Source organism: Streptomyces sp. NPDC040410, assembly GCF_055595715.1.
In genome coordinates this window covers 354,807-381,654 of the sequence record NZ_JBVIVK010000001.1, presented here as the reverse complement: position 1 = coordinate 381,654, position 26,848 = coordinate 354,807, and the positions used below count along the sequence as shown (strand labels likewise).

The following is a 26,848-nucleotide window of genomic DNA, read 5'->3' as shown; positions in this document are numbered from 1 at the left end:
CTCCGCCCCGTTATTTTCTTTTTTTTTTTTTTTCCCTCCTCCCCCCCCCTCCCCCCCCCCCCCCCCCCTTCTCTCCCCCCCCCCCCCCCCCCCCCCCCCCCCCCCCCCCCCCAGGACCGGACACGCCGACCTGACGGAGGGAGAGCGCGCGATGAAGGCAGTGACCTGGCAGGGCAAGCGGGACGTACGGGTGGAGACCGTGCCCGATCCGAGGATCGAGGAGCCGACGGACGCCGTCATCCGCATCACCTCCACCGGGCTGTGCGGCTCCGACCTGCACCTCTACGAGGTGCTCACACCGTTCATGACGCCGGGCGACATCCTCGGCCACGAGCCCATGGGCATCGTCGAGGAGGTCGGCGCCGCCGTGCCCGACCTCGCGGCGGGCGACCGGGTCGTCGTGCCGTTCCAGATCGCCTGCGGCAACTGCTGGATGTGCGTCACCGGTCTGCCGACCCAGTGCGAGACCACCCAGGTCACCAGCGAGGGCATGGGCGCCGCCCTGTTCGGCTACACCCGGCTGTACGGCGCGGTGCCGGGTGCCCAGGCCGAGTACCTGCGCGTCCCGCAGGCGCAGTTCGGTCCGATCAAGGTCCCGGAGGGTCCGCCCGACGACCGCTTCGTCTACCTCTCCGACGTCCTGCCCACGGCCTGGCAGGCGGTCGCCTACGCGGGCATCCCGGAAGGCGGCAGCCTCGCCGTGCTCGGCCTCGGACCGATCGGGGACATGGCCTGCCGCATCGCCAAGGTCCGCGGCGCCGGGCAGGTGTTCGGCGTGGACCTGGTGAGCGAGCGGCTGCGCCGCGCACGGGCCCGGGGCGTTCAGACGTACGACCTGCGGGGCTTCGACAGCGAGAAGGAACTCGTCCAGGCGATCCGGGACGAGACGGACGGCCGCGGCCCGGACGCCGTGATCGACGCGGTCGGCACCGAGGCCCACGGCAGCGCGGCCGCCCGTCTGGCCCAGCAGGCCTCTGCGCTGCTCCCCAGGAAGCTGAGCGGTCCGTTCGCGGAACGCTTCAGCGTCGACCGGCTCGCCGCCCTCCACACCGCCATCGAGCTGGTGCGCCGCGGCGGCACGCTGTCGCTCGTCGGTGTGTACGGCGGCATGGCCGATCCGCTGCCGATGCTCACGATGTTCGACAAGCAGATCCAGATCCGGATGGGCCAGGCCAACGTGCGCCGCTGGAGCGACGAGATCATGCCCTACCTGACGGACGAGGACCCGCTCGGCGTCGAGGAGTTCGCCACCCACCGGCTGGCCCTCACGGACGCCCCGCACGCGTACGAGATGTTCCAGCGCAAGCAGGACGGCGCGGTCAAGGTACTGATGAGGCCCTGAGCGGGCGGGATCGTGGCGGGTCAGGCCGGGGGACCGAGGATCTCGTCCAGGTCGTAGCGGACCGGCTCCTCCAGCTGCGCGTAGGTGCAGCTCTCGGGGGCCCGGTCCGGGCGCCAGCGGCGGAACCGGGCCGTGTGCCGGAAGCGCACGCCGTTCTCCATGTGGTCGTACGCCACCTCGGCCACCCGCTCCGGCCTCAGCGGCACCCAGGACAGGTCCTTCTTGCCCGACCAGCGGCTGGGAGCACCGGGCAGCCGGGCCGTCTCGTGCGCCGCCTCCTGGGCCCACGCCGCCCAGGGGTGTCCCGAGACGTCCTCCAGGCGCAGCGGCTCCAGTTCCCCGACCAGCTCGGCGCGCCGTTGCATGGAGAAGGCCGCCGACACCCCGACGTGCTGGAGCCTGCCGTGCTCGTCGTGGAGGCCGAGCAGCAGCGAGCCCACGACGGGGCCGCTCTTGTGAAGGCGGTAGCCCGCGACGACCACGTCCGCCGTGCGCTCGTGCTTGATCTTGAACATGGCGCGCTCGTCCTGGAGGTAGAGGAGGCCGAGCGGCTTGGCGACGATCCCGTCGAGGCCCGCCCCCTCGTACTGCTCGAACCAGCGGCGCGCCACGTCGATGTCGGTCGTCGCCGGTGCCACGTGCACCGGGGCCGTCACCCCGGCGAGCGCCCTGGTGAGCATCGCCCTGCGGTCGCTCAGCGGGACGTCGAGCAACGACGTGTCGGCCAGCGCCAGCAGGTCGAAGGCGACGAAGGAGGCCGGCGTCTTCTCGGCGAGCATCCGCACCCGGGAGTCGGCGGGATGGATGCGTTCGGTGAGGGCGTCGAAGTCCAGCCGCCCCTCCCGGGCGATCACGATCTCGCCGTCCAGTACACAACGCTCGGGCACCCGCTCCCTCAGCGCCGCCACCAGCTCGGGAAAGTACCTGGTCAACGGCTTGCCCGTGCGGCTGCCGAGCTCGACGTCGGTCCCGTCGCGGAACACGATCGCCCGGAACCCGTCCCACTTCGCCTCGTAGTGCATGTCCGGCGGGATCCGTGCCACGGACTTGGCGAGCATGGGCTTCACGGGCGGCATCACCGGCAGATCCATGCTCCGATTCTGCCCGCATACACCCCTTGCCGCCCGGTGTGCGAGGTGTGCGCGGCAGGCCTACCGTGGCTCGCATGGGCGAAGCGGTGGAACTGGAAGCGGGCGGCCGCAGCGTACGGCTGTCCAGCCCGGACAAGGTCTTCTTCCCGGAGCGCGGCTTCACCAAGCTGGACCTCGCCCGCTACTACCAGTCGGTCGCCCCCGGCATCCTCAGGGCCCTGCGCGACCGGCCCACCACCCTGGAACGCTACCCGGGCGGCGTGACCGGCGAGTCCTTCTTCCAGAAGCGGGCGCCGAAGAACATGCCCGACTGGATCCCGACCGCCCACATCACCTTCCCGAGCGGCCGCAGCGCGGACGAGATGTGCCCCACCGAGGAGGCCGCCGTCCTGTGGGCCGCGCAGTTCGGCACCCTCACCTTCCACCCCTGGCCGGTGCGCCGCGACGACGTCGACCGCCCGGACGAACTCCGCATCGACCTGGACCCGCAACCCGGTACCGACTTCGGCGACGCCGTTCGCGCCGCCCATGAACTGCGCGCCGTCCTCGACGAGTTCGGCGGGCTGCGCGGCTGGCCCAAGACCTCGGGCGGCCGCGGTCTGCACGTCTTCGTGCCCATCGAACCACGCTGGACCTTCACCCAGGTCAGGCGCGCGGCGATCGCCGTCGGCCGTGAGATGGAACGCCGGATGCCCGAGCAGGTGACGATCAAGTGGTGGAAGGAGGAACGGGGCGCACGCATCTTCCTGGACTACAACCAGACCGCGAGAGACCGCACCATCGCCTCCGCCTATTCCGTACGCCCCCGCCCGCACGCCCCGGTCTCGGCACCCCTGCGCTGGGAGGAGGTGGGCGAGGCCCGCCCCCGGGACTTCGACCTGGCCACGATGCCCGCGCGGTTCGCCGAACTCGGCGACGTGCACGCCGACATGGACCAGCACGCCTACTCCCTCGACGCCCTGCTCGACCTCGCGCGCCGCGACGAGCACGACCACGGCCTCGGTGACCTGCCCTATCCGCCGGAGTACCCGAAGATGCCCGGCGAGCCGAAGCGCGTCCAGCCGAGCCGCGCGAAGAAGGGCCGGCCCGAATAGGAGGCAGGCCGCGGGCGCCGATCCCTTCCACGCGCTGACCGGTCATGGAGGGGCGCCCCTTCGGGCTGCGGGTGCGGACTGATCTGCCCCGGAGTACGTCGCGTCAGTCCCGGAAACGCCTGAACCGGGCGGCGGCCTCCGCGAGATCGACGACCGGGGCGGGGTAGCCGATGCCGGCACGGACCGCGTCGGGCAGGTCCGAGGCACGGTGGACCGGCCCGTCGAGGTCGCGGAGCTCGGGGAGCCAGCGGCGCGCGTACTCGCCCCGGGGGTCGAACCGGCGTGCCTGGACGAGTGGGTTGAGGACCCGGTTCGGCCGGGTGTCCGTGCCGGTGCCGGCCACCCACTGCCAGTTGAGCTGGTTGTTCGCGACATCGCCGTCCACCAGCAGGTCGAGGAAGTGCCGGGCGCCGACCCTCCAGTCCACGTACAGCGTCTTGGCGAGGAAGCTCGCGGCCAGCAGGCGTGCCCGGCCCGGCATCCAGCCCTCGTGCCGCAGCTGCCGCATTGCCGCGTCGACCACCGGGTAGCCCGTACGGCCCTCTTTCCAGGCCCTGATCTGCTCGGGATCGGCGCGCCAGCGGTCGTGCCTGGGGCGGTAGTCGCGGTGGGCCGCGTCCGGACGGGCCGCCAGGACCTGGTGGTGGAAGTCCCGCCAGGCCAGCTGACGGACGAAGGCGTGGGCACCGGGGCCGCCGTGTGCCCTGACCCGGTGCAGCACCTCGGCCGCCGACAGGCAGCCGAAGTGCAGGTACGGGGAGAGCCGGGAGGTCGAGTCCGCGGCGAGGTCGTCGTGCCGGTCCTCGTACCGGTCCAGCGGGCCGGCCAGCCATGACCGCAGCCTCCGGCGGCCCTCCGACTCCCCGCCGGCGGGCAGACCCGGTGACGCGGAGCCCGATGGACCGGCCGAGCCGGACAGCAGGGTCTGCGGGCGGGGCAGGTCCGCCGAGCCCACCGCGGGCACGGGCACCGCGTCCGGGGCCGGCAGGACGTCGCGTACGGAGAAGCCCTCCCAACGGCGGAAGTACGGGGTGAAGACCGCGAAGTGGTCCTTGCCCGCCGGGGTCAGCGCCCCCGGCGGTACGGCGGTCAGCGAGGCGTCGTGGACCCGGAGCTGACGTCCGCCCCGCGCGAGCTCGGCGCGCAGCCGGTCCTCACGCCGCGCCGCGTAACGGCTCACGCCACCCGCGATGTGGACCACCGAGGCCCCGGTCTCGGCCGCCACCCGGCAGGTCTCCTCGACCACTTCGCCGACGCGCACCACCAGGCGGCCGCCGCGGGCCCGCAGGGCCGCGTCGAGGTCGGCCAGGCTGTCGGCGAGGAAAGCCGCCCGGTTGGGCACGACGAAGCCGGCGCGACGGATACCGGAATCGACGACGAAGAGCGGCACCACGCGTTCCGCGTCTTTCAGGGCGGCCCGCAGGACGGGGTTGTCGTGTACCCGTAAGTCGGCGGTGAGCAGGGCGACCGAGACGCGCACGTACCGCTCCTCTCAGCCTCCGCGGACCGGATCGGACTCGGCCGCGGACGCGATGTTACGGGCCATGCCGCCGAAGACCACGGCGTGAAACGGGGCGACGGCCCACCAGTAGGCGTGCCCGGCGAGTCCGTGCGGGTGGAACAGGGCGCGCTGCCGGTAGACCGAGCCCCCCTGCGAATCCCGGTCGACGGTCATCTCCAGCCACGCCAGGCCGGGCACGCGCATCTCCGCCCTCAGCCGGAGCAGGTGCCCCGGCTCGATCTCCTCCACGCGCCAGAAGTCCAGGCAGTCCCCGGCCCGCAGCCGGTTCGCGTCCCGGCGGCCCCGGCGCAGGCCCACACCGCCCACCAGCGTGTCCAGCCATCCCCTCAGCGACCAGGCCGGCGGCGACGAGTACCAGCCGTTCTCGCCCCCGATCCCCTCCACCACCCGCCACAGCGCCTGCGGCGACGCCGCGACCGCGCGCTCCCGCTGATCGGTGTAGAGACTGCCGCCCGCCCAGTCGGGGTCGGTCGGCAGCGGATCGCTCGGGGCGCGGGGAGCCGAGGCGGAGGACCAGCGAGTGGCCACGTCCGCGTCCCGGATCCGCTGGAGCGCCAGCCGGAGGGCCTGGTCCAGGGTCACGGGTCCTTCCGGGGGGTCGGGCACATGGCGGGCGATGTCCCGCTCGGCGCAGACCACCTCATGCCTCAGCGACTCCACCAGCGGCCGCGCGATGGCGCCTGGCACCGGGGTGACCAGGCCGACCCAGAGGCTGGACAACCGGGGAGTCAGCAGCGGAACGGGCACGATGACCCGCTTCGGCAGGCCCGCGACGGCGGCGTACCGGCGCATCATCTCCTCGTACGTGACGACGTCCGGGCCGCCTGCGTCGAAGGTGCGGTTCACGTCGGACGGCAGCCGCGCGCACCCGACGAGCAGGCGGAGCACGTCCCGCACGGCGACCGGCTGGATGCGGGTACGTACCCAGCTCGGGGTCACCATCACCGGGAGCCGCTCCGTCAGATAGCGCAGCATCTCGAACGAAGCCGACCCCGACCCGATGATCACTGCCGCGCGCAGCACCGCGGTGGGCACCCCTGAGGCGAGAAGAACGCGGCCTACTTCGGTGCGGGACCTCAGGTGGGGGGACAGCGCGCGCTCGGGCACCCCCGACGGGCTCAGCCCGCCGAGATAGACGATCCGCCGGACGCCGGCGGCACGCGCCTGCTCACCGAAGATCCTCGCGGCCCGCCGGTCGGTCTCCTCGAAACCGCGGCCGGTGCCCAGCGCGTGCACCAGGTAGTACGCGACGTCCACTCCCGCCATCGCCGCTCGCACGGACACCGGGTCCGTCACGTCCCCGCGCACGGCCTCCGTCTGCCCGGCCCACGGGTGATCACGCAGTTTGCCGGGCGAGCGGGCCAGGCAGCGCACGGAATACCCGGCGGCCAGCAGTTCCGGCACCAGCCTGCCGCCGATGTACCCGGTGGCGCCGGTGACCAGACAGCTCAGCGGCCGGTCGTCGCCGGTCATGCCGAACGTCATGACGCTCATGTCTCCCAGGGCCGTGACTCTCCCACGCCGTCTCTGTTTCCCCTTCAGCCCATGCTTGGGCCCGGGGACGGGCATCGCAACCGCGGACCCGCGCGCCATTTCCACGGGGGAGAGCGCTCTCACCCCCGCACCGGCCCGCGGCTATCCTGATCCGCAACCGCCCCGAGGAGCCCGAAGTGACCGAGACAGCGCAGCGTCCCACGCTGGAGGCCGTGGCCGCGCGGGCCGGTGTGTCGCGGGCCACCGTCTCCCGTGTGGTCAACGGCGGGGACGGGGTGCGGGAACCCCTCGTCGAACGGGTGCGGCGGGCGGTGGAGGAACTCGGGTACGTGCCCAATCAGGCGGCCCGGAGCCTGGTGACGAAACGGCACGACGCGATCGCCGTCGTCGTCGCCGAACCGGAGACCCGGGTCTTCGCCGACCCCTTCTTCGCGCTGCAACTGCGCGGAATCAGCCAGGAGCTGACGGCCCACGACAACCAGCTCGTCCTGCTGCTCACGGAGGGCCGGGACGACCACGCCCGCGTCGGCCGCTATCTGGCCGGCGGCCACGTCGACGGGGCGCTCGTCTTCTCGCTCCACCTCGACGACCCGCTGCCCGGACTGATCCAGCGGGCCGGAGTCCCGACCGTGTTCGGCGGGCGGCCCGGCTGGAGCGACGGCACGAGCGGCGTGCTGTACGTCGACAGCGACAACCGCGGCGGAGCCCGCGAGGCCGTACGCCACCTGGTCGGCCTCGGCCGCACCCGTGTCGCACACATCACCGGCGCCCTCGACCAGACCTCCGCGGTGGACCGGCTCGACGGGTTCCGGGACGTCATGGCCGACGCGGACCCGCGGCTGATCGCGCAGGGCGACTTCACCCCGGCCGGCGGCGAGCGGGCGATGCGCGAACTCCTCGACCGGTGCCCCGACCTGGACGCCGTGTTCGCGGCGAACGACCTCACCGCGGCGGGCGCCCTGCGCGTGCTGCGTGAACGCGGCCGGCGCGTGCCCGAGGACGTGGCCGTGATCGGCTTCGACGACATGCTTCCCGTCGCCGAACAGACCGACCCGCCGCTCACCACGGTCCGTCAGGACATCGAGGAGATGGGCCGGCTGATGGCCCGCCTGCTGCTGCGCGGCCTGGACCGCCCGCACCCCGGCAAGGGCCACGAGGACGCGGCCGACGCACCGTCCAGCGTGGTCACGCCGACGACGCTGGTGCGCCGCGCCTCCGCGTAGGCGGATCCTCCGTGCGGGCCGTCCCTCTCACGTCTGCCGCGGTGCGCTCTTGATCACCGCGAAGCGGGCACCGTACGGGTCGGTGAGCTCGGCGATCCGGCCGACGTCCGCCAGGTCCGTCGCCGGCAGGCGGACCGTGCCGCCGCGCTGCTGCGCCACGCCGACCGTGGCGTCCGCGTCCGGGACCTCGAAGTACGGCAGCCAGGCCCCGGCGTCCGCCTTGGTCGGGTCGTCCTCCAGCGGGACGATGCCGCCGAACATGGAATCCGGCTCGGTCCCCGCGGGGTGGACGGTGGTGTACGAGCCCCCGGCGAACTCGACGGCGGAGGTCTCCCAGCCGAACACGGCGTTGAAGAACCCCGCGGCCGCGGGGAGATCCGGCGTGTACAGCTCGAGCCAGCACAGCGAGCCCTGTTCCTGTACGACGTCGAGGCCCTTGTTGGCCGCGGGCTGCCAGACGCCGAAGGACACGCCCGCCTGATCGGCGAGGATCGCCATGCGGCCCTGGTCCATCACGTCCATGGGCCGCATCAGCACGGAGCCGTGGTGCTGCTCGGCCGCCTTCGCCGCGGCGTCGGCGTCCGGGGTCTGGAAGTACACGGTCCACGAGGGCGGGCCCTGCTCCGGTGTCGTCTGCATGCCGCCCGCGACCGTTCTGCCGTCGAGCTGGAAGAAGCCGTAGCCGCCGACCTCGGGCCCGCCCGCCTGGAACTGCCAGCCGAACAGGCTGTTGTAGAAGGACGCGGCGCCGTCGATGTCGGGTGTGCCGAGATCGAGCCAGTTCGGGGCGCCGGTGACATAACGGGTGGTGAGCATCTCTGCCGTCCTTTGAAGGAAGGTCCCGTTGCCTGCACTGCCGAGTCTTGCACCGCCGACCGACAACCGCTGCCGGAGCGCGGCCAGGCTCGGCCGCGTCTTTCGCGCGTTCCGCGCGCCGCCGTGCGCTCGCGTGTCCGGCGGCGGCATGATCGGGCGACCGGAGGTCGTGAACGCGTCGTTGATCGTGCGTTGATCGAACGTTTTTCGCCGCGCGGCACGATTTCGTCCATGTACATCGAAACGATCACCCCGGCCCACCCCGCCTGGCAGGCTCAGGCGCTGTGCGCGCAGACCGGGGCCGAGTTCTTCTTTCCCGAGCCGGGCAGCTCGGTGCGCGAGGCGAAGCGCATCTGCGGCATGTGCGACATGCGCTCCGCCTGCCTCGAGTACGCGCTGGAGAACGACGAGCGGTTCGGAGTCTGGGGCGGCCTGTCCGAGAAGGAGCGCCTGCACCTCAGGCTCACGACGCGCTGACGACCCGGTCCGCCGGACCGAGGGGCCCCGCCGCGTCAGCCGGCCGCCCGTGCCGCCATCCGCGCCTTGCGTGCCGCCAGGCGCTCGTCGAACTTCGCGGCCTCCGAGTCCAGGCCGCCCATGAACAGCCCGAGCTCCTCCTGGGCCTTCAGGCCCTCGGGGCCCAGGCCGTCGATCTCCATGATCTTCAGGAAGCGCAGGACGGGCTGAAGCACGTCGTCGTGGTGGATACGCAGGTTGTAGACCTCGCCGATGGCCATCTGCGCGGCGGCGCGCTCGAAGCCGGGGATGCCGTGGCCGGGCATGCGGAAGTTGACGACCACGTCCCGCACCGCCTGCATGGTCAGGTCGGGGGCGAGCTCGAAGGCCGCCTTGAGCAGGTTGCGGTAGAAGACCATGTGGAGGTTCTCGTCCGCTGCGATGCGGGCCAGCATGCGGTCGCAGACCGGGTCGCCGGACTGGTGCCCGGTGTTGCGGTGCGAGATGCGGGTCGCGAGCTCCTGGAAGGCCACGTAGGCGACCGAGTGGAGCATCGAGTGCCGGTTGTCCGACTCGAAGCCCTCGCTCATGTGGGACATCCGGAACGCCTCGAGCTTGTCCGGGTCCACGGCGCGCGAGGTGAGCAGGTAGTCCCGCATCACGATGCCGTGCCGGCCCTCCTCGGCGGTCCAGCGGTGCACCCAGGTGCCCCAGGCGCCGTCACGGCCGAAGAGCGAGGCGATCTCGTGGTGGTAGCTGGGGAGGTTGTCCTCGGTGAGCAGGTTCACGACCAGGGCGATCCGGCCGATCTCGGTGACCTTGGACTGCTCCTTGTCCCAGGCCTCGCCGTCGTCGAAAAGGCCGGGGAAATTGCGGCCGTCGCTCCAGGGCACGTACTCGTGCGGCATCCAGTCCTTGGCGACCTTCAGATGCCGGTTGAGTTCCGTCTCGACCACTTCCTCCAAGGCGTACAGCAGCTTGGCGTCGGTCCAGACGGCAGGGCTGCCGAGGTGCGGCGAGGTGATGGTCACGGGAACTCCAGGGGGACGCGTCAGCACAACCGGGGCAATCCCGGCGGGCGGTGCCGGGAACCTACGGAATCGTAGGCTACGAATCCGTAGGTTACGAGACCGTAGGTTAAGTACGCCGTAAAGACCGCTGATCAGACAGGGTGCCCGGGATGTAACCGAACATGCCTCAGGACCGCAGGTCCCGGAGCTGGGAGAGCGGGGAGGTCACCCGTCAGGCGTACAACTCCCGCAGCCGCACCGAGAGACATGTCACACAGCCCTCGAGCTTCTCGAACTCGCTGATGTCGACCGGCACCGGCTCGTGGCCGAGGTCGGTGAGCAGCTCCGCCGTCTTGGGCGCGCTCGCCGCCAGCAGCAGCTTGCCACCGCCGAGCAGCACCACATGGGAGCCCGCCTCCTCGGGCACCGACAGGAAGCGCGGGAACAGCGACGGCCGGTCCACCTTCGGGATGTGCCCGATGACCGTGCCGTCGGGCAGCGCCGTGACCGCCGACTTCAGGTGCAGCACCTTGCTCACCGGCACGGCGACGACCTGCGCCCCCAGCGGCTCGAAGGCGGCCCGCAGCTGCTGGACGCCGACCGCGTTGGTGCGCCCTCCGCGGCCGACGTAGATCGTGTCGCCGATCTTCAGCACGTCGCCGCCGTCCAGCGTGCCCGGCTCCCAGATCCAGTTCACCGAGCAGCCGAGCCGGGCCACCGCCTCCTCGACCGCCGTCGTCTCCTCCCGCCGGGACTCGGCGCCCGGCCTGGTGATCAGGGCGACGTTCTTGTACATGACCACGGTGTCCTCGACGAACACCGAGTCGGGGCAGTCGTCGGCCGGGTCCACCTCGACCGTCTCCCAGCCGTGCGTGCGCAGGGCCTCCGCGTACGCCTCCCACTGCTCGAGGGCGAGCTCGACATCGACCTTCTCCCGCTCGACGTGCGTCACCAGACCTTCGGCGAGGCGCGGGCTGGGGCGGCGGATGAGGGCCTTCTTGCTGGGCACGAGGGTCTCCGGGTCGGCGGGACGGTGACGGCGCCCGTGGAGCGACGCCGGTCAGCCATCATGCAGCGCCGGTGAGCGCAGGCAAAACCCCCCGTTGTCAGGCTGTGGCCCTCCTGAGATCCTCGGCCGCACCCGGTGGGCGGCTCACCCGACCGCCTCCGGTGCGATCTCCCGCAGCTCCCCGTCCAGCAGCAGCCAGCGCGTGATCCCGACCGACTCCAGGAACCGCAGGTCGTGGCTGGCCACGATCAGAGCCCCCTCGTACGACTCCAGCGCCGTCGTCAGCTGCCGCACGCTCGCCATGTCCAGGTTGTTCGTCGGCTCGTCCAGCATCAGCAGCTGCGGGGCGGGCTCGGCCAGCATCAGCGCGGCGAGTGCCGCACGGAAGCGTTCGCCGCCGGACAGGGTCCCCGCCTTCTGGTCGGCCCGGGCGCCCCGGAACAGGAAGCGGGCAAGGCGCGCCCGGACCCGGTTGTTGGTGGCGCCGGGGGCGAACCGGGCCACGTTCTCCGCGACGCTCAGCTCGTCGTCGAGCACGTCGAGCCGCTGGGGCAGGAAGCGCAGCGGCACGTGCGCCTGTGCCTCACCCGCCACCGGACGGAGCTCCCCGGCGATCGTGCGCAGCAGCGTCGTCTTTCCCGCGCCGTTTCGCCCGATCAGCGCGATGCGCTCGGGACCGCGCAGATCGAGGCCGCCCGCCACGCGTGCGCCGTACGCCGGCTGCAGGTCCTGGAGGGTGAGGACGGTGCGGCCCGGCGGTACCGCCGTGTACGGCAGTTCGACGCGGATCTCGTCGTCGTCCCGTACGGCCTCCACCGCCTCGTCGAGCCGCTCCTTCGCCTCGCTGAGCTTCTCCTCGTGCATGATGCGGTGTTTGCCCGCAGACTCCTGCGCCGCGCGCTTGCGTGCCCCCATGACGACCTTCGGCTCGCGCTTCTGGTCCCACATCTTCTGCCCGTACCGCTTGCGCCGGGCCAACTTCACCTGGGCGTCCGCGAGTTCACGCTTCTGCTTGCGGAAGTCCGCCTCCGCGACGCGCACCATGCGCTCCGCCGCCTCCTGTTCGGTGGCGAGTGCCTCCTCGTAGGCGGAGAAGCTGCCGCCGTACCAGGTGATCTCGCCGGAGCGCAGATCGGCGATCTGGTCGACGAGTTCCAGGAGTTCGCGGTCGTGGCTGACGACGACCATCACTCCCGGCCAGGAGGCCACCGCCGCGTACAGCCGCCTGCGCGCGTACAGGTCGAGGTTGTTGGTGGGTTCGTCGAGGAGCAGGACGTCCGGGCGGCGCAGCAGCAGCGCGGCAAGCCGCAGCAGCACCGACTCGCCGCCCGACACCTCGCCGACGGTACGGTCCAACTCGATGTGACCGAGGCCGAGTTCGCCGAGCGTGGCGAGGGCGCGCTCCTCCACGTCCCAGTCGTCGCCGACCGTCTCGAAGTGCTCCTCGGCCACGTCGCCCGCCTCGATGGCGTGCAACGCGGCCCGCTGTGCGGCGATGCCGAGTGCCTCGTCGACCCTCAGGCCGGTGTCGAGCGTGACGTTCTGCGGGAGGTGACCCACCTCGCCGGCGACGCGCACGGTGCCGTCGGTCGCCGCGAGCTCCCCGGCGATCAGCTTCAACAGGGTGGATTTTCCCGACCCGTTGACACCGACGAGCCCGGTCCTGCCGGGGCCGAAGGCGACGTCGAGGCCATCGAGGACGGGCGTGCCGTCGGGCCAGGTGAAGGAAAGGGACGTACAGGTGATGGACATAGACATGCGGGTCTCCGCGGTTGCTTGATGCGGTCAGGGGCAAACGCGTATCGAGACACCGGAAGGCGACCGCGGCCACTGAGCGGAGGGAGAACCCGAGGGCACGAAGAAAGCCCTGCTCGTCGGGGACGGCTCGGATGCCGAGGTCGCACGCTGCGCACACACCTCACGTGTGTGACACGGTGTCTCAGGACCTCAGACGAGCAACGTCCTTCTCCAATCGACGACAACAGGACTGCCACACACCGTACGAACCGCCTCGGGGAGTGTCAACGAATTAACTGTGAGCCCCGACCGCACCTCGCGAAGGAGACTCCCGTGCCCGACGGCTCGCTCTCGCTTCCGGCCCGGCTCTGCCTGCTGGCCTGGGACGCCCTGGGGACGGAGGTCTCCGGCACGGCCCGTCTGCCCCGGCTGGTCAGGGCCGGCGCCCTCACCGAACTGGCCCAGCGCGGCCTGCTCGTCGACGAGGACGGCATCGCCACGCCCGCCGACATGGACTCCAGCACCGGGGACGCCGTCCTCGACGGGCTCCTCGAACTCGTCCGGGAGTCCCGGCCGCACCGGTGGCGGACCTGGGTGACGCTGCGGGCGCGGGTCACCCTGGACGCCGTACGGGAGCAGCTGACCGCCGAGGGGTGTCTGCGGGCGGAGAAGAAACGGGTCCTCGGGGTCTTTCCGACGGTGGAGTACGCCCTGGAGCGCGACGCCGTCGTGGACGTGCTGCGGGAGGAGGCGCGGGAGGTCCTGCTCGGGCCGGTGCCGGTCGCGGAGGTCTCCGAGCGGGACGCGGCCTTCGTCGTGCTCGCCGCCGCCGCGGAGCCGGGCCTGCTGCTGCCCGCGGAGGAGCACGCTTTGCGCGAGGAGCGTGTCGAGGCACTGACCGAGCGGGGCGGGGACGCGGCCCCGATACTGCGCACGGTCGTCCGGGAGCTGCGTACGGCGGTGGCGCCGGCCCCGCCCGCGACCGATTGAGGCGCCGCATCCAGGCCGGCTTTCCGGCAGGTCCCTCGGACCGCTCGCCGACGGCGTGGACGGGCCGCTCGACGAGCCGGCCGGTCCCGGCATCCTGCCCGTCGCCGGGCCGGCCGCGCCCGGCGTCGCGGGGGTGAGCGCCGGCTCGAACATCGCCCAGGCCGTACACGCCCTGGTCCGCCGCGCGGGAGCCGCTGGACACGGGGACCTACGACGCGCCGGCGGACGGGCTCGCCACGGCGAGCTCAGCAGTCTGCTGGGGCGGACGCGTCAGCCGCCCAGAAGGCCCGTCTCAGGAGCCCGGGCTCAGCAGGCGTCCCGCATCAACTGCGCCAGGTCGTGGTCCAGGTCGAGCTGCAGATGCTCCAGACCGGTCGGCACCAGCTCGTTCGTGGCCTGCAGGAACCGGCGCAGCTCGCCCGTGCGGACATGCACGACGGCGGTGCCCTCGGGGGCGTGGAACTCCATGACGGTGCGGTCGTACCCGTACGGCCGCACCCGTACGTCGCCGTGGCCCTCGGGTTCCTCGATGCCCGCCGAGAGCAGTTCGCGGCTGAAGGTCCAGCAGACCTCGACTCCTTCCAGTGTGGCCGGCGCCGGGAAGGTCATACGGACGGCGAACGGATCACAACGGTCGTAGTGCAGCGTGGCGGGAATGCTCGGCATCCGCGGCGCGGCTGCGACGAGGCGGGCCTCTACGGGCTGCTCGATGACGGTGGACAACGCCTTGCTCCCTTGTGACGGCTGGATGGACTGGCGGTGGATGAGGCCGGGCACTGGAAGAGACGACGGAATGGGCCAATCCGTATTACGGAAGTCGGGTGACCTCGGTCACCGTCGTCATGCACAGGAGTGATCCACCCCACCTCCCGTGCCCCGAGGGGCACTTGTGCCGGCCGCGGCACCATCCCGAGCGTGATCGCGGGCATCGGGACGGGACTTGGGCCTTGGGTCTTGGGACAGCTTCCCTGCCATGAGGCGATTGGGGAACACGCTGCGCACGACACGTCCGGCACCGGCGAGACGTACGAGGCGAGTGGTGGCCGCGGGAACGCACTGCGCGGCGGCACCGGCCGCCCTGCCGCCCGTACCCGCGCAGGCGCAGGAGCCGCGGCACCCGGGGCCGCACTGGGAGCTCAAGGACAGCGGCACGCCGCACGTGCGGTTCCGGGGCCGCGCGGCCGTCGGCCGGGACACCGCCTGGGTGTCCGGCACCCGGGGCACGATGCTGCGTACCGCGGACGGCGGGGCGAGCCGGCGGAACGTCTCGCCGCCCGGCGCCGCCGAGCTGCCGTTCCGGGACGTCGAGGCGTTCGGCGCGCGCCGGGCCGTGGTGCTGGCCATCGGGGAGGGCGACGCGGGACGCCTCTGGGAACCGACCTGACGGCGGACGGCGGCCGCACCTGGCGCACCGTGGACTCGGGCTCGTACGGCACCGTGGACCGCACGGCCGACCTGGGCTGCCGGGCCGCGGGGGAGAAGGGGCGGGTGGCCCGACAGCAGTGACGCGCGATGGACCTGCCGCATGTGCCCGCAGAAGCGGGTACCCGTCACTCCGGACGACAGAGGAGCGCGTGAGAGGAGTGAGCGACATGCCACGCGGTTCGAGCCCCAAGCGGGAACGCCAGTACGAGCACATCAAGGAGAGCGCGCAGGACCGTGGCGAGAGCACCGAGCGCGCCAAGGAGATCGCGGCACGCACCGTGAACAAGGAACGTGCCCGGTCCGGCGAGTCGAAGACCGCGAGCCGCACCTCGACCCAGGACATGTCGTCCGGCAGGCGAGGCGGCCAGCGGTCCGGCAAGGGCTCGCAGGGACCGACCTACGACCAGCTGTACCAGGAGGCCAAGCAGCGGGGCATCAAGGGCCGTTCGGACATGAACAAGAGCCAGCTGCAGCGCGCGCTGGCCGGCAAGAAGAGCTGACCGCGCGGGCACCCCTCAGCCGAGGGTCTCCCGGTAACGCTCGAGCGCCGGTGCCGTCTTGCTGGCGGTGAACTCGGTGATCCGGTACGCGCACACCCCCGCGGTGACGAACGGGTCGCCCGCGGCGACCTCCTCGATCCGCGCGCGGTCCTCCGCGACGGCGAGGATCACCCCGCCGTCTCGGGGGTTCTTGCGTCCGGAAGCCAGGAAGTGTCCTTTGGAGTACTGCTCGTCGAGCCAGGCCACATGGGCCTCCAGCAAGGCGTCGACGGCATCGAGCGGGGCGGTGTACGTCAGCTCCATCACAAACATGATCGCCAGCCTATCTCCGCACCCGTAGGCTCGGCACCACCATGACGACCACCGTACGCATTCCCGCGGGCTGGCCCGCGACAGAGGAACACGCCCGCGCCGTCCAGGACGAACTGCGGGAGCGGGTGGTGCTCGACGAGCCGGGCCCGCCGCCCGGCACGGGACGGGTGACAGGCGTCGACGTGGCCTACGACGACGAGCGGGACGTCGTCGCGGCCGCGGCCGTCGTCCTGGACGCGGAGAGCCTCGACGTCGTCGCCGAGGCCACCGCCGTCGGCCGGATCTCGTTCCCGTACGTCCCCGGCCTGCTCGCCTTCCGCGAGATCCCCACGGTCCTCGCCGCCCTCGCCGCCCTGCCCGGCCCGCCCGGCCTCGTCGTCTGCGACGGCTACGGAGTCGCCCACCCCCGCCGCTTCGGCCTCGCCAGCCACCTCGGCGTCCTGACCGGCCTGCCCACGATCGGCGTGGCCAAGAACCCGTTCACCTTCACGTACGACGCCCCGGCCCTCGAACGCGGCGCGTCCTCGCCGCTCCTCGGGGGCACCGAGGAGGTCGGTCGCGCCCTGCGCACCCGGGAGTCCGTCAAACCGGTGTTCGTGTCCGTGGGCCACCGCGTGAGCCTCGACAACGCCTGCGCCCACACTCTCGCGCTGACCCCCGGCTACCGCCTTCCGGAGACGACCCGCAGGGCGGACGCACTGTGCCGCCGGGCGCTGCGGGAGGCACATAGCGCCGGCCCTGTCCCGTGACCCGCCGCGGGCCGGTGCTCGGTGCGGCGGAACGGCGCGGGCCGGGGCCGGGGCCCTCGCCGTCCGCCTCGCCACCGCCGCGCACGCCGGCTGAGCACGCCTTCCCAGTAGGCCTTCCGAGTGCGCCTTCCGAGTACGTCGTCTGATGAGTACGTCGTCTGAGTATCCGTACGGATGTCGGCGCCCCGCAGTCGTCGGCAGGCTGTGGCGCATGACGACGCACCGTGCCCCGAAGCCCCTTGCCGACCCCGACCCCGACCCCGACCCCGACCGTCCCGTCGAGCGTGCCGTGACGGCCGCGCTGGTTCTCGCCGTGGTGGCGGGGGTCGCCTGGATCGGTGGGATGATCTTCACCGTCGCGGGGTGGACCCTGTAGGGGCCGTTCAGCGGGCCGCGGCCACCCGGAACGTGATTCCCGCCCGGCGCAGCCGCTCGGTGAGCGCGTCGCCCATCGCGACCGCCGTCGTGACCTGACCGGCCGTCGGCGGCAGATCGTCGAAGGCAAGGGACAGCGCCGACTCGGCGAACATCTTCGCCGTCTCGTCGTAGCCGGGATCGCCTCCCGAGACCTCCGTGAAGACCCGTCGGCCGCCGCCCTCGCCGACGAAACGGACACGGAACCAGCTCTTCGCGCGCTTCTCCGCGCTCGGCCCCTCCCCGGGCCGGAGCCGGCCGGACAGCCAGCGCCGCGCGGGTGGCAGTTGGGCGGCCGCGAAGAGCCCGCTCACGGCCGCGACCCCGCCCACCGCCACCGGGAGGTGCCTGACCGCCGCGTAGTGCCGGTAGCGGAAGTCGGGGCCGTACCGCTCCAGGGCCTTCGCGGACCGCCGGACGATCTGCGGGTCGATGGTCGGCAGGGGCAGCGCCCAGGCGCCAACCTCCTTGGCGAACCGCGGCGCGCCCGTCGGGGCGGAGGCGCGCCGCCCCACCAGCCGCGGCTCGTGCCGGCCCCGGTCCCGCGCGGCGGCCAGCATCTGGGGCCCGCGCGAGAACTGGCCGAGCGCCGAGGCCAACGTGCCGCCCGAGAAGGTGGCGTCCGCGGTCACGAACCCGTCCACCGTCAGCGGCACGCCCTGAGGCAGCTGCCGGACCGTGAAGTACGCGCCAAGGTCGTGCGGAATCGAGTCGAACCCGCAGGCGTGCACCAGTCGCGCACCGGTCTCACGCGCGCGTGCGTCGTGCCGGACGTACATCAGGTCCACGAACTCCGGCTCGCCGGTGAGGTCGATGTAGTCCGCCCCGGTGTCCGCGCAGGCGGCGACGAGCTCCTCGCCGTACCTCACGTAGGGGCCCACCGTCGTGGCCACCACGCGGGCCTGCTCCGCGAGTTCGCGCAGCGAGGCCGGATCGGACACGTCCGCCCGCAGGACGCCGGTCTCCGCACCGCCGGGCAGTCGCTCGCGCAGCTCCTGCAGCTTCCGCGCGCTGCGCCCGGCGATCGCCCAGCGCAGCCCGTCGGGGGCGTGCGCGGCGAGGTACTCCGCGGTGAGCCTCCCGACGAAGCCGGTGGCTCCGAAGAGCACGATGTCGTACTGACGATCCGTCCCGTTCAGCCTGTCCATGACACCCCTCGGTCCTGCCGTACGCGCCGTTGTCGGTGGCCGAGGCTAGCGTGAGGAGTGCGGAGCCCGACGACGAGCCCGGAGGTATGTGGTGGCCGTGCCCAGAAACGCCCTGAAGAAGTGGGAGAAAGTGCGCGAGTTCGCCCTCGGTCTGCCGGGTGCCACCGAGGAGTTCCCCTGGGGAGAGACCGTCGCGAAGGTCAACAAGAAGGTCTTCGTCTTCCTCGGCGTCGACGACGGCAGCTACCCGCTCGGAGTCACAGTGAAGCTCAAGGACGAGGCCGCGCACGCCCATGCCCTGACCTCGCCCGGCGCCGAACCCGCCGGGTACGGCCTGGGCAAGGCCGGCTGGGTGAGCATCCCGCTGGCGGCGAAGGGCGCGCCGGCGGCCGAGCTGCTGTGCGACTGGGTGGAGGAGAGCTACCGGGTGATCGCGCCCAAGCGCCTGACAGCGGAGCTTGACGGGCGCTGAGTCCCCGGTCGTGGCCGGATTTGGCTAAGCGCTTGCTCGTCCAGGTCTTGTGCCTGATGGAACACGTTCCTAGCATCATTGGTGTTACAGCAGTTGTGTCACGACCCATGGGGGCTGCATGGCAGCGGCAAAGACGCCTGGACACGGCCCGCTCACCGGCGTGCGCGTCGTCGAGCTGGCCGGTATCGGGCCGGGCCCGTTCGCGGCCATGCTCCTGGCCGACCTGGGCGCCGACGTCGTCCGCGTGGACCGCCCCGGCGGCGCCGGACTCGCCGTCGACCCCGACTTCGACGTCACCAACCGCAACAAGCGCTCGGTGATCGTCGACCTCAAGTCCCCCGACGGCCCCGCCCGCGTCCTCGACCTCGCCGCACGCGCCGACGTCCTCATCGAGGGCTACCGCCCCGGCGTCGCCGAGCGCCTCGGCGTCGGCCCGGAGGCCTGCCACGCCCGCAATGCGCGGCTCGTGTACGGCCGTATGACCGGCTGGGGCCAGGAGGGCCCCCTCGCCCACCGCGCCGGCCACGACATCGCGTACATCGCCCTCACCGGCACCCTCGGCATGATCGGCCGGCCGGACGAACCGCCGGCCGTCCCGGCCAACCTGCTCGGCGACTACGCGGGCGGCTCGCTCTACCTCGTCGTCGGCGTCCTCGCCGCGCTCCACCACGCGCGCGCGACCGGCACCGGCCAGGTCGTCGACGCCGCCATCGTCGACGGCACCACCCACCTCTCCGCCATGATCCACGGCATGCTCGCCGCCGGCGGCTGGCAGGACCGGCGGGCGGCCAACCTCCTCGACGGCGGCTGCCCCTACTACGGGACCTATGAGACCGCCGACGGCCGGTACATGGCGGTGGGGGCGCTGGAGCAGCGGTTCTACGATGAGCTCCTGGACCTGCTCGGCATCGAGGACCAGGCAGGCGCACGCAAGGACTGGACCCGCTGGGGCGAGCTGCGCGAGACGGTCGCGGCCCGCTTCAAGTCCCGCACCAGGGACGAGTGGACCGCCCTCTTCGAGGGCTCCGACGCGTGCGTGGCGCCCGTACTGTCGCTGCGCGAGGCCCCGCACCACCCGCACCTCGCGGCCCGGGGCACCTTCACCGGCCACGGCGGCATCACCCAGCCCGCACCCGCGCCCCGGTTCTCCGCGACCCCGGCCACCATCCGCACCGGCCCCGCGCAACCGGGCGCGGACACGGCGGACGTGGCCCGCGACTGGGACGTACCCGACCTGATGAAGGGCCTCGAATGAAGCGGCAGATCTTCGCCCCCGAGCACGAGGCGTTCCGCGCCACCGTGCGCAGCTTCCTGGCCAGGGAGGTGCTGCCGTACTACGAGCAGTGGGAGCAGGACGGCATCGTCTCCCGCGACGCCTGGCTCGCGGCCGGCAAGCAGGGCCTGCTCGGGCTCGCCGTCCCCGAGGAGTACGGCGGCGGCGGGACCTCCGACTTCCGCTACAGCGCCGTACTGGCCGAGGAGTTCACCCGTGCCGGCACCCCCGGGCTCGCTCTCGGGCTGCACAACGACATCATCGGCCCGTACCTCAGCGGTCTGGCCACCGAGGAGCAGAAGCGGCGCTGGCTGCCCGGCTTCTGCGACGGCTCGCTGGTCACGGCGATCGCCATGACCGAGCCCGGTGCCGGATCCGACCTGCAGGGCATCCGGACGCACGCCGAGGACAAGGGCGACCACTGGCTGCTCAACGGCGCGAAGACGTTCATCTCCAACGGCATCATCGCCGATCTGGTGATCGTCGTCGCCAGGACGACGCCCGAGGGCGGTGCGCACGGCCTGAGCCTGCTCGTCGTGGAGCGCGGCATGCCCGGCTTCGAGCGCGGCCGCAACCTCGACAAGATCGGCCAGAAGGCGCAGGACACGGCGGAGCTGTTCTTCCACGACGTACGCGTGCCCAAGGAGAACCTGCTCGGCGACCCCGACGGCGCCTTCGCGCACCTGATGACGAACCTCGCCCAGGAGCGCCTGAGCATCGCCGTCTCCGCGATCGCCGCCGCCGAACACCTGCTGGAGATCACCACGGAGTACGTCAAGTCGCGGGAGGCCTTCGGCCGCCCCCTGGCCACCAAGCAGCACATCCGCTTCGAGATAGCCGAGATGGCCACCGAGTGCGCCGTCACGCGCGCGTTCCTCGACCGCTGCATCGAGGACCACGCCGAAGGCGGAACCGGCGGGCTCGACGCCGTGCACGCCTCCATGGCCAAGTGGTGGGCGACCGAGCTGCAGAAGCGGGTCGCCGACCGCTGTCTCCAGCTGCACGGCGGCTACGGCTACATGACCGAGTACCCGGTCGCCCGGGCCTTCACCGACGGCCGCATCCAGACCATCTACGGCGGGACCACCGAGATCATGAAGGAGATCATCGGCCGGTCCCTGCTGGACTAACCCTCCCCGAAAGGCTTTCCAGTGAGCACCGATGCGTACGTGTACGACGCGATCCGCACCCCTCGCGGCCGCGGCAAGGCGAACGGAGCCCTGCACGGCACCAAGCCCATCGACCTGGTCGTCGGCCTCATCCACGAGATCCGCGACCGCTTCCCCGGCCTGGACCCGGCCGCGATCGACGACATCGTGCTCGGTGTCGTCGGTCCGGTCGGCGACCAGGGCTCCGACATCGCCCGTATCGCCGCCGTCGCCGCCGGGCTGCCGGACACGGTGGCCGGCGTGCAGGAGAACCGCTTCTGTGCCTCGGGCCTGGAGGCCGTCAACCTGGCCGCGGCGAAGGTCCGCTCGGGCTGGGAGGACCTGGTCCTCGCGGGGGGCGTCGAGTCCATGTCCCGGGTGCCGATGGCCTCGGACGGCGGCGCCTGGTTCAACGACCCCATGACGAACCTGGCCGTCAACTTCGTGCCGCAGGGCATCGGGGCCGACCTGATCGCCACCATCGAGGGCTTCACCCGGCGGGACGTCGACGAGTACGCCGCCCTCTCGCAGGAGCGGGCGGCCACGGCCTGGAAGGACGGCCGCTTCGAGCGGTCCGTCGTCCCGGTCAGGGACCGCGGCGGCCTGGTCGTCCTCGACCACGACGAGCATGTGCGCCCCGGCACCACCGCCGACTCCCTCGCCAAGCTGAAGCCGTCGTTCGCGGACATCGGCGACCTGGGCGGCTTCGACGCCGTGGCGCTGCAGAAGTACCACTGGGTCGAGAAGATCGACCACGTCCACCACGCGGGCAACTCCTCCGGCATCGTCGACGGTGCCTCGCTCGTCGCCATCGGCTCGAAGCAGGTCGGTGACCGCTACGGCCTGACCCCGCGCGCGCGGATCGTCTCCGCCGCCGTCTCCGGCTCCGAGCCCACCATCATGCTCACCGGGCCCGCCCCCGCGACCCGCAAGGCGCTCGCCAAGGCCGGGCTGACCATCGACGACATCGACCTCGTCGAGATCAACGAGGCCTTCGCGGCGGTCGTACTCCGCTTCGTGAAGGACATGGGCCTGTCCCTGGACAAGGTCAACGTCAACGGCGGCGCGATCGCCCTGGGCCACCCGCTGGGCGCGACCGGCGCCATGATCCTCGGCACGCTCGTCGACGAACTCGAGCGCCAGGACAAGCGGTACGGCCTCGCCACACTGTGCGTGGGCGGCGGCATGGGCATCGCGACGATCGTCGAACGCATCTGATCCCCGGCGGAACCCCGACCCGAGAGACTTCTACGGAGACCCTGTCATGACCGAGAGCACCACCATCCGCTGGGAACAGGACGACACCGGCGTCGTCACCCTCGTCCTCGACGACCCCGACCAGTCCGCGAACACCATGAACCAGGCGTTCCGCGACTCCCTGGCCGTGATCACCGACCGCCTTGAGGCGGAGAAGGACAGCATCCGCGGCATCATCCTCACCTCCGCCAAGAAGACCTTCTTCGCCGGCGGCGACCTGCGCGACCTGATCCGGGCCACCCCCGAGACCGCGCAGGAGCTGTTCGACGGCGGCATGGCGATCAAGCGCGACCTGCGCCGCATCGAAACCCTGGGCAAGCCGGTCGTCGCCGCGATGAACGGCGCGGCCCTGGGCGGCGGCTACGAGATCGCCCTCGCCTGCCACCACCGGGTCGCCCTCGACGCGCCCGGCTCGAAGATCGGCTGCCCCGAGGTCACGCTCGGTCTGCTGCCCGGAGGCGGCGGCGTCGTCCGCACCGTCCGTCTGCTCGGCATCGCCGACGCGCTGCTCAAAGTGCTCCTCCAGGGCACCCAGTACAGCCCGCGGCGCGCGCTGGAGAACGGGCTCGTCCACGAGGTGGCCGCCACCCCGGACGAGCTGATCGCCAAGGCCCGCGCCTTCATCGACGCGAACCCCGGCTCGCAGCAGCCCTGGGACGAGCCCGGGTACCGGATCCCCGGCGGCACGCCCGCCAACCCCAAGTTCGCGGCGAACCTGCCGGCCTTCCCGGCCACCCTGCGCAAGCAGACGAACGGCGCGCCCTATCCGGCCCCGCGCAGCATCCTCGCGGCGGCCGTCGAAGGCTCCCAGGTCGACTTCGAGACCGCGCAGGTCATCGAGGCCCGGTACTTCGTGGAACTGGCCGCGGGCCAGACCTCGAAGAACATGATCCAGGCCTTCTTCTTCGACCTCCAGGCCGTCAACTCAGGCGCCAACCGGCCCAAGGGCATCGAGCCGCGCCAGGTCCGCAAGGTCGCCGTCCTCGGTGCCGGCATGATGGGCGCGGGCATCGCGTACTCGTGCGCCCGCGCGGGCATCGACGTCGTCCTGAAGGACGTGTCCCCGGAAGCCGCCGTCAAGGGCAAGGGCTACTCCGAGAAGCTGTGCGCCAAGGCCCTCTCCCGGGGCCGTACGACGAAGGAGAAGGCGGACGCGCTGCTCGCCCGCATCACGCCCACGGCCGACCCCCAGGACCTGGCCGGGTGCGATGCCGTCATCGAGGCCGTCTTCGAGGACACCTCCCTCAAGCACAAGGTGTTCCAGGAGATCCAGCACGTCGTCGAGCCGGACGCGCTGCTGTGCTCCAACACCTCCACCCTGCCCATCACCGTGCTCGCCGAAGGCGTGGAGCGGCAGGCCGACTTCATCGGGCTGCACTTCTTCTCACCGGTCGACAAGATGCCGCTCGTCGAGATCATCAAGGGCGAGCGGACCGGCGAGGAGGCGCTGGCCCGCGCCTTCGACCTGGTCCGGCAGATCAACAAGACGCCGATCGTCGTCAACGACTCGCGCGGCTTCTTCACCTCCCGGGTGATCGGGCACTTCATCAACGAGGGCGTGGCCATGGTCGGCGAGGGCATCGAGCCCGCGTCGGTGGAACAGGCGGCGGCGCAGGCCGGCTACCCCGCCAAGGTCCTCTCCCTCATGGACGAGCTGACGCTCACACTGCCGCGGAAGATCCGCAACGAGTCCAGGCGGGCGGTCGAGGAGGCCGGCGGCACCTGGCCCGGCCACCCGGCCGAGGCGGTCATCGACCGCATGGTCGACGAGTTCGGCCGTACGGGCCGCAGCGGCGGCGCGGGATTCTACGAGTACGGGGAGGACGGCAAGCGGGCGGGCCTGTGGCCGGGCCTGCGGGAGCACTTCACCCGGGAGGGCGCGCAGATCCCCTTCGAGGACATGCAGGAACGCATGCTCTTCTCCGAGGCGCTCGACACGGTCAAGCTCCTCGAAGAGGGCGTCCTGACGTCCGTGGCCGACGCGAACATCGGGTCGATCTTCGGCATCGGTTTCCCCGGCTGGACCGGCGGCGTCCTGCAGTACGTCAACGGCTACGAGGGCGGGCTGCCCGGCTTCGTGGCACGCGCGCGTGAACTCGCCGAGCGCTACGGCGAGCGCTTCACACCGCCGGCCCTGCTGGTGGACAAGGCGCAGAAGGGGGAGCGGTTCGCGGACTGACGCGCTGCTCAACCGCTGGAGGGGCCGGACATCCAGCCCCTCCGGCACTCGAACTCAGGCGGGGCGGCGTACCTGTGACCGAGTGACCCACTCGCGCAGCTCTTCCTTCAGGGACCGCTGGAAGGTCGTCAGCAGTGCCTGCACGACCAGCGGGTGCATGTGCTCCGACAGGGACCTCACGTCCCGCGCGGCCCGCTGCTCCACCTCGCCGCGGAACAGCTGCGACAGTTCGTGGGCCGCCGCGCGAGAGTGCTCGATGAGCACCTCGCGCGCCGCGAGGATCGCCTCCTGCGACAGCGGTACGTCGAGAAGCTGTACGCCGAGCCGCAGCAGGCCGAGGTCGACCTGGTACGCGCCGTCGTCCGCCCGGACCACGCCCATCGCGCCCAGCCGCTCGATCTCGTCGTCGCCGAGCGCCCGCCCCGCCCGCCGCTCCAGCTCCTGCCGCGCCACCGTCCCCACGGCCTCCGGTGCCCAGGAGGCGACCACGGCGCGGTGGATGGCCAGGTCGTGGGCGCTCAGGTCGGCCGGCAGCTGCTGCAGGTAGCGCTCGATGGCCGCCAGCGTCATGCCCTGCCGCTGCAGCTCCTCGATCAGCTCGAGCCGCGCGAGATGCTCCCGCCCGTAGTGGCCCACCCGCCGCGGACCGATCACCGGCGGTGGCAGCAGTCCCTTGGTCCCGTAGAAGCGGACCGTGCGAACCGTGATACCCGCCCGTGCGGCCAGCTCGTCGATCGTGAGGGACGGCTCCCCGGTGTCGGTCGTCATGTCCAGCAGTATCGCTGTCTCACCAGTGGTGTGAAACCTCCGGCCCACCCCCGGCGATCACACAGACTCACGAACCAGCAGCTCACGACCATTGTCAGTGCCACCGCCTACGGTGGCGTCATGTCGGGGATCTTGTATGTGCGGGGGACGCCACCTCTCCCCGCCCTCTCCCCGCTCTCCCCATGATCCCTGCACGTGTCGCCGATGCCTGCGCACCGGGGGACCAGCTCGCCGCCGATGCCGGGATCGCCAGCAGCAGGGAGGCCGAAGCGAGTGCGCCCGGCGCGATGATTCTGCGGTGCACGACAGCTCCAAGTCGTAGGGGGACTGTGTCTGTTGGGTGTCCGTCCGGAGCCTATTGAGTCCCTGTGTCCCCGGGTGTGTCCACGGCCGCCCCTGTCACACGATCGCCATTAGGCCGTCATGAGTCTGTCGGGTCCCGCTCAGCCGGAGGAGGCGGCCAGTTCCGCCGCCTCCTCCGCGCAGCCCCAGGCCACGGTCACGCCCGCGCCTCCATGGCCGTAGTTGTGCACCAGCATCCGCCCGTCCGGCAGCGCCGCACGCTCCAGACGGACCGAGTCCCGCGCGGGCCGCAGCCCCACCAGGTGCTCCAGGACCCGCGCCCCGGCGATCTCGGGCCGCAGCGCCGCACACCGCCGCACGATCGCCTCGGCCACGGAGGGATCCGGCGCCGTCGACCACACGCCCTCCTCCGCCGTGCCGCCCAGCACAAGCCGGCCGGGGTGCGGGAAGAAGTACGCCATCTTCCCCGAGGCATCGGTGGAGACGAGCCAGGTGCGGATGCCGGGATTCTCCACGACGACCAGCTGCCCCCGCACGGGACGCACGGACTCGTCCGGCACGAGCTCGCGGGCGCCCAGCCCCGTGCAGTTGACCACCACCGGCGCGTCGGCCTCCGCGAGGCCGGACACGGTGCGCTCCTCGACCGAACCGCCACCCGCGAGGAACCGCTCCCGCAGCCACCGCAGATGGACCGGCATGTCGATGAGCGGCAGCCGCGCCGACACGCCGACGCCCGCGTACTCCTGGGCCGTCGACGCCCGGAGCCCCCGCACCCGGCCGGCCGTCCATGCCTCGGCCCCGTCCAGGTCCGCCTCGCCCAGTACCCCTTCGACCATACGTACGCCGGTCGGCTCGGGACGCGCGGCCAACTCCTCGTACACGTCCAGCGAGCGCAGCGCCCACGCCCGCGCGAGCGCGACCGGCTCGATCCGGTACGGCCACCACAGCGCACCCGCGACCGCCGAGGTGGTCCGCTCGACGGGATCCCGCGTCCACACCCGCACCCGGCGGCCGCGCTCGGCGAGAACGACGGCCGTCGTCAGCCCGACGACCCCGCCGCCGACCACGATGACGTCGCCGCTCAGCTCTCTGCTCACGCGGGGACGTTAGCGGAAT

General features: G+C 72.0%; 25 protein-coding genes and 1 pseudogene. 14 read left to right on the top strand and 12 right to left on the bottom strand.

What is annotated here, in order from left to right; all coding sequences use genetic code 11:
- The first annotated feature begins 151 nt into the window (after positions 1 to 151).
- Positions 152 to 1,342, top strand: coding sequence for a zinc-dependent alcohol dehydrogenase (locus ACZ562_RS01705; protein WP_471173043.1), 1,191 nt, complete (start codon positions 152 to 154; stop codon positions 1,340 to 1,342).
- Between the two features lie 20 nt (positions 1,343 to 1,362).
- Here ACZ562_RS01705 and ACZ562_RS01700 read toward each other — a convergent pair whose 3' ends face one another.
- Positions 1,363 to 2,433 carry an ATP-dependent DNA ligase gene (locus ACZ562_RS01700; RefSeq protein WP_471173040.1) on the bottom strand — a complete coding sequence of 357 codons (1,071 nt, stop codon included), beginning with the start codon at positions 2,431 to 2,433 and terminating at the stop codon, positions 1,363 to 1,365.
- Positions 2,434 to 2,507: 74 nt separating this feature from the next.
- Between ACZ562_RS01700 and ligD the strand changes: the two genes are divergently transcribed.
- Entirely contained in the window at positions 2,508 to 3,527 is a 1,020-nt protein-coding gene (ligD, locus tag ACZ562_RS01695) for a non-homologous end-joining DNA ligase (protein WP_471173036.1), read from the top strand.
- Between the two features lie 103 nt (positions 3,528 to 3,630).
- On the opposite strand, the gene ACZ562_RS01690 is transcribed toward ligD, so the two are convergent.
- Both ACZ562_RS01690 and ACZ562_RS01685 read right to left on the bottom strand, forming a co-directional pair.
- Positions 3,631 to 5,007, bottom strand: coding sequence for a cryptochrome/photolyase family protein (locus ACZ562_RS01690; protein WP_471173033.1), 1,377 nt, complete (start codon positions 5,005 to 5,007; stop codon positions 3,631 to 3,633).
- A gap of 12 nt (positions 5,008 to 5,019) precedes the next feature.
- Positions 5,020 to 6,522, bottom strand: coding sequence for an SDR family oxidoreductase (locus tag ACZ562_RS01685; protein ID WP_471173947.1), 1,503 nt, complete (start codon positions 6,520 to 6,522; stop codon positions 5,020 to 5,022).
- Between the two features lie 197 nt (positions 6,523 to 6,719).
- On the opposite strand from ACZ562_RS01685, the gene ACZ562_RS01680 reads away from it, so the two are divergent.
- Positions 6,720 to 7,766, top strand: coding sequence for a LacI family DNA-binding transcriptional regulator (locus ACZ562_RS01680; protein WP_471173030.1), 1,047 nt, complete (start codon positions 6,720 to 6,722; stop codon positions 7,764 to 7,766).
- Between the two features lie 27 nt (positions 7,767 to 7,793).
- Here the strand turns inward: ACZ562_RS01680 and ACZ562_RS01675 are convergent, their stop codons facing one another.
- Positions 7,794 to 8,582, bottom strand: a complete 789-nt coding sequence (locus tag ACZ562_RS01675) for a VOC family protein (RefSeq protein WP_471173028.1) — start codon at positions 8,580 to 8,582, stop codon at positions 7,794 to 7,796.
- A 231-nt stretch (positions 8,583 to 8,813) separates the two neighbouring features.
- On the opposite strand from ACZ562_RS01675, the gene ACZ562_RS01670 reads away from it, so the two are divergent.
- The gene (locus ACZ562_RS01670) at positions 8,814 to 9,059 is read left to right on the top strand and encodes a WhiB family transcriptional regulator (protein ID WP_471173026.1); all 246 of its coding nucleotides are present in this window, start codon (positions 8,814 to 8,816) and stop codon (positions 9,057 to 9,059) included.
- A 35-nt stretch (positions 9,060 to 9,094) separates the two neighbouring features.
- Here ACZ562_RS01670 and ACZ562_RS01665 read toward each other — a convergent pair whose 3' ends face one another.
- The 3 genes from ACZ562_RS01665 to ACZ562_RS01655 all read right to left on the bottom strand — a co-directional run bounded on the left by ACZ562_RS01665 (position 9,095) and on the right by ACZ562_RS01655 (position 12,815).
- Entirely contained in the window at positions 9,095 to 10,069 is a 975-nt protein-coding gene (locus ACZ562_RS01665) for an acyl-ACP desaturase (RefSeq protein ID WP_471173023.1), read from the bottom strand.
- Positions 10,070 to 10,280: 211 nt separating this feature from the next.
- Positions 10,281 to 11,057: a dimethylargininase gene (gene ddaH, locus ACZ562_RS01660; protein WP_471173021.1), complete on the bottom strand. Its 777-nt coding sequence runs from the start codon at positions 11,055 to 11,057 to the stop codon at positions 10,281 to 10,283.
- A 144-nt stretch (positions 11,058 to 11,201) separates the two neighbouring features.
- Positions 11,202 to 12,815 carry an ABC-F family ATP-binding cassette domain-containing protein gene (locus ACZ562_RS01655; RefSeq protein WP_471173018.1) on the bottom strand — a complete coding sequence of 538 codons (1,614 nt, stop codon included), beginning with the start codon at positions 12,813 to 12,815 and terminating at the stop codon, positions 11,202 to 11,204.
- 312 nt (positions 12,816 to 13,127) lie between these two features.
- Between ACZ562_RS01655 and ACZ562_RS01650 the strand changes: the two genes are divergently transcribed.
- Entirely contained in the window at positions 13,128 to 13,784 is a 657-nt protein-coding gene (locus ACZ562_RS01650) for a GOLPH3/VPS74 family protein (RefSeq protein WP_471173015.1), read from the top strand.
- A 306-nt stretch (positions 13,785 to 14,090) separates the two neighbouring features.
- Here the strand turns inward: ACZ562_RS01650 and ssgD are convergent, their stop codons facing one another.
- On the bottom strand, positions 14,091 to 14,507 hold the full coding sequence (gene ssgD, locus ACZ562_RS01645) for a spore wall synthesis regulator SsgD (protein ID WP_471173012.1): 417 nt from the start codon (positions 14,505 to 14,507) through the stop codon (positions 14,091 to 14,093).
- Positions 14,508 to 14,823: 316 nt separating this feature from the next.
- On the opposite strand from ssgD, the pseudogene ACZ562_RS01640 reads away from it, so the two are divergent.
- Both ACZ562_RS01640 and ACZ562_RS01635 read left to right on the top strand, forming a co-directional pair.
- Positions 14,824 to 15,248 (top strand): annotated as a pseudogene (locus ACZ562_RS01640) (WD40/YVTN/BNR-like repeat-containing protein); the annotation flags it as partial.
- Positions 15,249 to 15,376: 128 nt separating this feature from the next.
- Entirely contained in the window at positions 15,377 to 15,709 is a 333-nt protein-coding gene (locus tag ACZ562_RS01635; RefSeq protein ID WP_471173009.1) for a plasmid stabilization protein, read from the top strand.
- Between the two features lie 15 nt (positions 15,710 to 15,724).
- On the opposite strand, the gene ACZ562_RS01630 is transcribed toward ACZ562_RS01635, so the two are convergent.
- Positions 15,725 to 16,021 carry a YciI family protein gene (locus ACZ562_RS01630; protein WP_471173006.1) on the bottom strand — a complete coding sequence of 99 codons (297 nt, stop codon included), beginning with the start codon at positions 16,019 to 16,021 and terminating at the stop codon, positions 15,725 to 15,727.
- Positions 16,022 to 16,062: 41 nt separating this feature from the next.
- Here ACZ562_RS01630 and ACZ562_RS01625 point away from each other — a divergent pair, with 41 nt between their 5' ends.
- On the top strand, positions 16,063 to 16,770 hold the full coding sequence (locus ACZ562_RS01625) for an endonuclease V (protein WP_471173004.1): 708 nt from the start codon (positions 16,063 to 16,065) through the stop codon (positions 16,768 to 16,770).
- A 211-nt stretch (positions 16,771 to 16,981) separates the two neighbouring features.
- Positions 16,982 to 17,146 (top strand): morphogenic membrane protein MmpA, encoded by a 165-nt coding sequence (gene mmpA, locus ACZ562_RS01620; RefSeq protein ID WP_471173001.1) that lies wholly within the window; start codon positions 16,982 to 16,984, stop codon positions 17,144 to 17,146.
- A gap of 7 nt (positions 17,147 to 17,153) precedes the next feature.
- Here the strand turns inward: mmpA and ACZ562_RS01615 are convergent, their stop codons facing one another.
- The gene (locus tag ACZ562_RS01615; RefSeq protein ID WP_471172997.1) at positions 17,154 to 18,332 is read right to left on the bottom strand and encodes a saccharopine dehydrogenase family protein; all 1,179 of its coding nucleotides are present in this window, start codon (positions 18,330 to 18,332) and stop codon (positions 17,154 to 17,156) included.
- Between the two features lie 91 nt (positions 18,333 to 18,423).
- On the opposite strand from ACZ562_RS01615, the gene ACZ562_RS01610 reads away from it, so the two are divergent.
- From ACZ562_RS01610 to ACZ562_RS01590, 5 genes are all read left to right on the top strand, one after another.
- A complete protein-coding gene (locus ACZ562_RS01610; RefSeq protein WP_471172994.1) occupies positions 18,424 to 18,804 on the top strand; it encodes an MmcQ/YjbR family DNA-binding protein in 381 nt (126 codons plus the stop codon).
- Between the two features lie 118 nt (positions 18,805 to 18,922).
- A complete protein-coding gene (locus ACZ562_RS01605) occupies positions 18,923 to 20,059 on the top strand; it encodes a CaiB/BaiF CoA transferase family protein (protein WP_471172991.1) in 1,137 nt (378 codons plus the stop codon).
- The gene (locus ACZ562_RS01600) at positions 20,056 to 21,207 is read left to right on the top strand and encodes an acyl-CoA dehydrogenase family protein (RefSeq protein ID WP_471172988.1); all 1,152 of its coding nucleotides are present in this window, start codon (positions 20,056 to 20,058) and stop codon (positions 21,205 to 21,207) included. Before ACZ562_RS01605 ends, ACZ562_RS01600 begins: the two co-directional genes overlap by 4 nt.
- Positions 21,208 to 21,228: 21 nt before the next feature.
- Positions 21,229 to 22,443: an acetyl-CoA C-acetyltransferase gene (locus ACZ562_RS01595; RefSeq protein WP_471172985.1), complete on the top strand. Its 1,215-nt coding sequence runs from the start codon at positions 21,229 to 21,231 to the stop codon at positions 22,441 to 22,443.
- A gap of 46 nt (positions 22,444 to 22,489) precedes the next feature.
- Positions 22,490 to 24,661, top strand: coding sequence for a 3-hydroxyacyl-CoA dehydrogenase NAD-binding domain-containing protein (locus ACZ562_RS01590; protein ID WP_471172982.1), 2,172 nt, complete (start codon positions 22,490 to 22,492; stop codon positions 24,659 to 24,661).
- 54 nt (positions 24,662 to 24,715) lie between these two features.
- Here ACZ562_RS01590 and ACZ562_RS01585 read toward each other — a convergent pair whose 3' ends face one another.
- Positions 24,716 to 25,429 (bottom strand): MerR family transcriptional regulator, encoded by a 714-nt coding sequence (locus tag ACZ562_RS01585; RefSeq protein WP_471172979.1) that lies wholly within the window; start codon positions 25,427 to 25,429, stop codon positions 24,716 to 24,718.
- A gap of 443 nt (positions 25,430 to 25,872) precedes the next feature.
- Positions 25,873 to 26,829, bottom strand: a complete 957-nt coding sequence (locus ACZ562_RS01580; protein WP_471172977.1) for an FAD-dependent oxidoreductase — start codon at positions 26,827 to 26,829, stop codon at positions 25,873 to 25,875.
- Positions 26,830 to 26,848 lie beyond the last annotated feature (19 nt).

Bases quoted from the DNA above. Each gene is read 5' to 3' on its own strand.
- ACZ562_RS01705 (WP_471173043.1), top strand. From the start codon at position 152: ATGAAGGCAGTGACCTGGCAGGGCAAGCGGGACGTACGGGTGGAGACC.
- ACZ562_RS01700 (WP_471173040.1), bottom strand. From the start codon at position 2,433: ATGGATCTGCCGGTGATGCCGCCCGTGAAGCCCATGCTCGCCAAGTCC.
- ligD (WP_471173036.1), top strand. From the start codon at position 2,508: ATGGGCGAAGCGGTGGAACTGGAAGCGGGCGGCCGCAGCGTACGGCTG.
- ACZ562_RS01685 (WP_471173947.1), bottom strand. From the start codon at position 6,522: ATGACCGGCGACGACCGGCCGCTGAGCTGTCTGGTCACCGGCGCCACC.
- ACZ562_RS01675 (WP_471173028.1), bottom strand. From the start codon at position 8,582: ATGCTCACCACCCGTTATGTCACCGGCGCCCCGAACTGGCTCGATCTC.
- ACZ562_RS01670 (WP_471173026.1), top strand. From the start codon at position 8,814: ATGTACATCGAAACGATCACCCCGGCCCACCCCGCCTGGCAGGCTCAG.
- ACZ562_RS01655 (WP_471173018.1), bottom strand. From the start codon at position 12,815: ATGTCTATGTCCATCACCTGTACGTCCCTTTCCTTCACCTGGCCCGAC.
- ACZ562_RS01635 (WP_471173009.1), top strand. From the start codon at position 15,377: ATGCCACGCGGTTCGAGCCCCAAGCGGGAACGCCAGTACGAGCACATC.
- ACZ562_RS01630 (WP_471173006.1), bottom strand. From the start codon at position 16,021: ATGTTTGTGATGGAGCTGACGTACACCGCCCCGCTCGATGCCGTCGAC.
- ACZ562_RS01625 (WP_471173004.1), top strand. From the start codon at position 16,063: ATGACGACCACCGTACGCATTCCCGCGGGCTGGCCCGCGACAGAGGAA.
- mmpA (WP_471173001.1), top strand. From the start codon at position 16,982: ATGACGACGCACCGTGCCCCGAAGCCCCTTGCCGACCCCGACCCCGAC.
- ACZ562_RS01615 (WP_471172997.1), bottom strand. From the start codon at position 18,332: ATGGACAGGCTGAACGGGACGGATCGTCAGTACGACATCGTGCTCTTC.
- ACZ562_RS01605 (WP_471172991.1), top strand. From the start codon at position 18,923: ATGGCAGCGGCAAAGACGCCTGGACACGGCCCGCTCACCGGCGTGCGC.
- ACZ562_RS01600 (WP_471172988.1), top strand. From the start codon at position 20,056: ATGAAGCGGCAGATCTTCGCCCCCGAGCACGAGGCGTTCCGCGCCACC.
- ACZ562_RS01590 (WP_471172982.1), top strand. From the start codon at position 22,490: ATGACCGAGAGCACCACCATCCGCTGGGAACAGGACGACACCGGCGTC.
- ACZ562_RS01585 (WP_471172979.1), bottom strand. From the start codon at position 25,429: ATGACGACCGACACCGGGGAGCCGTCCCTCACGATCGACGAGCTGGCC.